This window comes from Staphylococcus borealis, from assembly GCF_001224225.1.
GTDB lineage: Bacteria > Bacillota > Bacilli > Staphylococcales > Staphylococcaceae > Staphylococcus > Staphylococcus borealis.
The window spans coordinates 1-5065 of sequence record NZ_CUEE01000020.1 but is presented as its reverse complement, the minus strand read 5'-3'; the positions used below and the strand labels follow the sequence as shown (position 1 = coordinate 5065).

The window sequence follows — 5065 nt, the reverse complement described above, 5'->3', positions numbered from 1 at the left end:
TATCTCATCTTTAGCATATAACAGGACACTTAAATTTTTTATAAAACCTACAGTACCTGTCTTTCCACCTAAAATATCATAATAATTATTTAAACTTTTATTATATACAGTACTTTTAATTTCCGATTTTCTTGCATTATCTCCTAATATTCTTACTATATGTTTCTCTTTTTTCCAAATTTTAACGATAATTGGATTTAAACTTGCTTGTAATAACAGCAGTGATAAATCGTAACTTGTTGATAGTTGTCCTTTTTTAGTTAATCCTGACGGATTTTTAAAATTTGAGTTTAACATTCCTATATTTTTTGCTACTTCATTCATTTTACTTATAAATAAATCCATTTATTTTCACCTATGCTCTTTTAGTATTCAAAGTTAGTATATAATAAAAATTAAAGGAGTGAAATTGATGGTTAAAATTGCTAAATGCTTTTCTGTTTTCTTGTTTGTTTTGATTATTTCTTTAACATTTTCCAATACTTCAAATGCAGAATCTTATTTAAATAGAACTGTTAATGAAAGAAGTGCTGGTATTATGGAAGCGCAAGAGTTGGTCCAACAAATAAATAATAACGAATTAAGTTTTACTAGATTAGATAAAATTAATACTAATATTTCTGGTGTTGGAATACTATCCAATACAAAAAATAAAGTTTATGGGACTGCTTTTGTTATAGATGATCACACACTACTAACCAATAATCATGTAGTAGAAAAAGGATTTGGTGTTGTCAATAAAGCAACGTATGACCCAGAAAGCCCATCAAATTTAAAATTTATGCCTTCAAGAAATGCAAACAATATCCCTTATTCTTTCACTATTAAAGATATAAAAATGATAAAAGGAGTAGATGTAGCTGTTGTTCATACTAATGAAAAAGTAACTGATAAAGTCACACCCTTAAAAATAGCTAATGAACAAAATATAAAAGATATGAAATTAAGAGACAAGATTACTACATATGGTTATCCTGCAAAAGAATATTTAGGTAATGACTTTATCAATGATCCTAGGTATAAAATGTATAAATCTGATGGTTTTTATTTGTTAAAAGTTAATAGTGATGATCCTCAATTTTACTCAAAAATGATTATACGAATGGGGAACTCTGGATCTCCTATATTAAATTCTAATAATGAAGTTGTAGGAATTAATTCTGGGGGCATGAATAATACAAATGCCAATGCTACAGTGAGAGCTAAAAATGAATTGGCATATGTATTTAGTTTTACAGATTATGTTAGAAAAGAAATATTAGATAATAGTTATTGATATTATAATTGATTAATGAAAATTTAATAAATACAATAATTTTCATTCTAAGTGGCTAGTAATTAGCCACTTATTTTTTCGTAGAAAAAATCTTAAGGGGCTTGGGGATTATCCCCAACAAGCAGGCGACGCTACCACGTATGTGGCTAGCAAAGCCAATGCTTGCCAAACCACTATATTACTTGATGAAATTTAGATTATCATATAATCTAAATTTATATTAAGTAATATCTTTCATAGAAAGCGTGGTGGGATGTATGAGCGAACAAAAACATTTTGTGGCTAGCGACGAAACTGTTGGGCAAAACCATAAACCCAACCGTAAGGAGCCGAAACAAATTAGTTTTCGTGTGAGCGAATCCGAATATTTAAAGTTAAAGCAGTCGGCTGAAACTTTAAATATGAGTGTGCCTGCTTTCGTTAAGAAAAAGGCACAAGGCAGTCGATTGGTCGCACCTAAATTTGATAAAGAAACGCGACAATCGATTGCGAAAGATTTAAGTCGATTAGGGGCGAATGCTAATCAAATTGCGAAATATTGTCATCAACATCAATATGACGCACCAAATTATAGCGCATTAGAACGTAATATCAGTGAATTACGTGAAAGGTTGGATGACATATGGCAACAACTAAATTAAGTGCGACGAAATCAACGTCACGTGCCATCAATTACGCTGAAAAACGGGCTGAAGAAAAAAGTGGCTTAAACTGCGACATAGACTATGCCAAAAGTAGTTTTAAAGCCACACGTGAACTCTATGGTAAAACAGGGGGTAATGAAGGCCATGTCATTATTCAGTCATTCAAACCAGGCGAAGTAACCCCAGAACAATGTAATCAACTAGGCTTAGCATTAGCTGAAAAATTCGCAACCAATCATCAAGTGGCTGTTTATACGCATTGTGATACTGATCACATACATAATCATATTGTGATTAATGCCGTTAATCTTGAAACAGGTAAAAAGTTCAATAACAACAAGCAAGCCTTACATGATTTAAGAAACTTTAATGACGACGTATGTCGTGAACATGGCTTAAGCGTGCCAGAAAAAGATACAGCACGCTTACGTTATACACAAACAGAAAAAGCGATTGCTGACCCTAATACAAAATCAACCGCCCAATATTCATGGAAAGATGAAATACGTGAAGCAATCGACCAATCAACAGCCACAAATATGGACGAATTTAAAGACCATTTAAGTCAATATGGCATTGAAATTGCACGAGTTACACCTAAGAGTATTACCTATCGACATCTAGCTGAAGATAAAAAAGTCCGTGGCCGTCGATTAGGTGAAGATTATAACAAAGGGGGTATAGAAGATGGCTTTGAAAGACAAATACAACGACAACAGCAAGAACGAGAATATGACAACGACATCCAGCCAAAACGACCAACTTCAAACCGTGATGAACCAACTCAACGAGATACAGGCGTCACTCAATCAGATTGGGATAAATTCGCCCAAGACACAAATGAGCTTGAGCGTCGCCGACAAGCTGCAGAGTCAGCAAGACTTGCTGATGAAAAGGCTCGAAGAGATCGAGAAGAGAGAGAACGAGCGGAACAAGCGTCACGAACAATTATTGACAACGATAGAGACCATGGCCTTGAACTTTAATCAAGCCACAGAAAAAACCCAAAAAAGATTTATTAGCGTTGCAAAACACTATGTGGAACGTATTAATAACGATAATTTAAAACAAGATTTTCAATCAGCAATCCAACAAGAATTAGAAGATGTGAAATCACAAACACAAAATCTAGTTAAAGAGTTTCAAAATCATCAATCAGACCTACAAAAAGCACATGATGACTATAAAAAAACGCTTGATGAGCGCATCGCAACGAACGAAACGTCAATAAAACAATATGATCAAGCGTTCAATCGTTTAACTAAAGGGATTACAGCGATGTTTTTCATCGTTGCCTTAGTAATGATTACTTTTGTAGTCTTAAGTCCATTAGGCGACTTATTAGGCGTACAACATTTTTATGACTGGATTAACCACGTCTTAAAAACAGGTCATTCACCATGGCGATATCTGATCGTGATGTTTTATTTTGTGCCTTACATCTTATTTAGTTTACTCATATATGCCATTTTTAAGGCGTATGAGCGACTTTAATCTATTTTTTAGGTTAAATATATATTTATACGTAAAGACACTGTATAAAGCTAAAAAAGGAGGAGATTATTTGGTTTTTATAGGTTCTTTTATAGCGATTGCATGTGCTCTATTCGTCATCTTTTATTTACCTTATTCAGAAAAGAAAAACAAAAAGTAATACACGCTATTATGCCGACCATTCGACAAGTTTTGGGTTTGTTAAGGGTTCCGCGGCTCAACGGCAATAAAGTAAAAATCTAAAATCGGTCTTTTCTCGATGTCAAAAAAGCTATAAAGAATAACAAAGCTAAAGGGACAATCAAGAGCAATGTCATTCCAAAAAGTATAATAAGAATTATTCCGACAACTGCATAAACTATGTAACCTAAAAATTTTAAAGCCCAACGCCAGTCTGTAAATATTTTGTATAAAGAAATGATTAAAGTTGCTATAACAATCAATCCTGCAGGTATAACAAAACGTAAATCCATAAAAGTAAAACTTAAAATTATTGCTAATAATATAATTCCGACTGATTGCTCTGGTTCGATATTTTTTATTTTTTCTAACATACAAATCATTCCTAGAAATAGAATTATTTATTTGAGTAGATAGTATCATCTTTTGCGATAGGTTTTCAGTAATATTTTAGAAAACTATTCATACTTGGCTCATATTTGCGTTTTAAGAGCCGTTAAATAGTTTTAGGTAATAAATTTGTATAAATTACCCTTAAATGCTCTAAAAAGTGCCTTAAAATTGCAAATAAAGATATTTTAAACTTTGAGATTTAGTGTGATAGATTTTTTCGGAGAGGTGGTTTTGTTTTGAAAATCTTTTTATATTTTATATACTTTTTTGTTTTGTTTTTTATTTTAAAATCTTTACTTGATTTAGTAATACCAGCAATTGATTTTCATGTATATTTGAACTTGGTTACTGCATTATTTTTTGCACTTTTTATGACACTACTCGATTTTGTATTAAAAAAGAATAAAAAGAGGTAGAACAAGCTATTATGCCGAGAAAATTTATTGTGCATTGAGAAGAACCCTTAATTAAACTGTTTAAACGAATGTCGGTATAGCGTGAGCTATAAAACCGACGAGTCGACAGTTTTAGGGTTTATTAAGGGTTCAGAGGCTCAATGTCAATAAAGCAATTGGAATAATGCATTAAAGGGTAATAACTTAATGATTTTTATAAATAAAAAAGCAACCACAAAAGTGGTTGCTTTCCTTTTTGTCTTTTGAATTTGTGAGGGGCAAAATGCCCCGAACTTTTTAATATCTTTTTATAAATCTTTTTAAAACCTTTTTAGGCACCTTATGATCCTTAGAGCGACAATGGATTTGAGATGCTAAAGGCAACTTTTTGGGTTCTGTTGCAAAGTTGAATTTATAATATAATTTTAACAAAAAGGAGTCTTCTGTATGAACTATTTCAGATATAAACAATTTAACAAGGATGTTATCACTGTAGCCGTTGGCTACTATCTAAGATATGCATTGAGCTATCGTGATATATCTGAAATATTAAGAGAACGTGGTGTAAACGTTCATCATTCAACGATCTACCGTTGAGTTCAAGAATATGCCCCAATTTTATATCAAATTTGGAAGAAAAAGCATAAAAAAGCTTATTACAAATGGCGTATTGATGAGACGTA

Annotated in this window: 6 protein-coding genes and 2 pseudogenes; 6 read left to right on the top strand and 2 right to left on the bottom strand. The window is 32.1% G+C overall.

What is annotated here, in order from left to right:
* A pseudogene (locus AK212_RS12770) lies at nucleotides 1-345 on the bottom strand (hypothetical protein); the annotation flags it as partial.
* A 67-nt stretch (nucleotides 346-412) separates the two neighbouring features.
* Between AK212_RS12770 and AK212_RS12765 the strand changes: the two are divergent.
* The 4 genes from AK212_RS12765 (at nucleotide 413) to AK212_RS12750 (ending at nucleotide 3414) form a co-directional block, all read left to right on the top strand.
* Nucleotides 413-1276, top strand: a complete 864-nt coding sequence (locus tag AK212_RS12765; protein ID WP_053031536.1) for a trypsin-like serine peptidase — start codon at nucleotides 413-415, stop codon at nucleotides 1274-1276.
* Nucleotides 1277-1533: 257 nt separating this feature from the next.
* Nucleotides 1534-1917, top strand: coding sequence for a plasmid mobilization protein (locus AK212_RS12760; protein ID WP_053031534.1), 384 nt, complete (start codon nucleotides 1534-1536; stop codon nucleotides 1915-1917).
* Nucleotides 1899-2906: a relaxase/mobilization nuclease domain-containing protein gene (locus tag AK212_RS12755; protein ID WP_053031532.1), complete on the top strand. Its 1008-nt coding sequence runs from the start codon at nucleotides 1899-1901 to the stop codon at nucleotides 2904-2906. The genes AK212_RS12760 and AK212_RS12755 overlap by 19 nt, the downstream gene beginning before the upstream one ends.
* On the top strand, nucleotides 2890-3414 hold the full coding sequence (locus AK212_RS12750) for a mobilization protein (protein WP_012818146.1): 525 nt from the start codon (nucleotides 2890-2892) through the stop codon (nucleotides 3412-3414). The genes AK212_RS12755 and AK212_RS12750 overlap by 17 nt, the downstream gene beginning before the upstream one ends.
* 239 nt (nucleotides 3415-3653) lie before the next feature.
* Here AK212_RS12750 and AK212_RS12745 read toward each other — a convergent pair whose 3' ends face one another.
* The gene (locus AK212_RS12745; RefSeq protein ID WP_053028216.1) at nucleotides 3654-3968 is read right to left on the bottom strand and encodes a hypothetical protein; all 315 of its coding nucleotides are present in this window, start codon (nucleotides 3966-3968) and stop codon (nucleotides 3654-3656) included.
* A gap of 255 nt (nucleotides 3969-4223) precedes the next feature.
* On the opposite strand from AK212_RS12745, the gene AK212_RS12740 reads away from it, so the two are divergent.
* Both AK212_RS12740 and AK212_RS12735 read left to right on the top strand, forming a co-directional pair.
* On the top strand, nucleotides 4224-4403 hold the full coding sequence (locus tag AK212_RS12740; protein WP_053028217.1) for a hypothetical protein: 180 nt from the start codon (nucleotides 4224-4226) through the stop codon (nucleotides 4401-4403).
* A gap of 426 nt (nucleotides 4404-4829) precedes the next feature.
* Nucleotides 4830-5065 (top strand): annotated as a pseudogene (locus AK212_RS12735) (IS6 family transposase); the annotation flags it as partial.

Coding starts and splice junctions, on each gene's coding strand:
- AK212_RS12765 (WP_053031536.1), top strand. CDS start 413: ATGGTTAAAATTGCTAAATGCTTTTCTGTTTTCTTGTTTGTTTTGATT.
- AK212_RS12760 (WP_053031534.1), top strand. CDS start 1,534: ATGAGCGAACAAAAACATTTTGTGGCTAGCGACGAAACTGTTGGGCAA.
- AK212_RS12755 (WP_053031532.1), top strand. CDS start 1,899: ATGGCAACAACTAAATTAAGTGCGACGAAATCAACGTCACGTGCCATC.
- AK212_RS12750 (WP_012818146.1), top strand. CDS start 2,890: ATGGCCTTGAACTTTAATCAAGCCACAGAAAAAACCCAAAAAAGATTT.
- AK212_RS12745 (WP_053028216.1), bottom strand. CDS start 3,968: ATGTTAGAAAAAATAAAAAATATCGAACCAGAGCAATCAGTCGGAATT.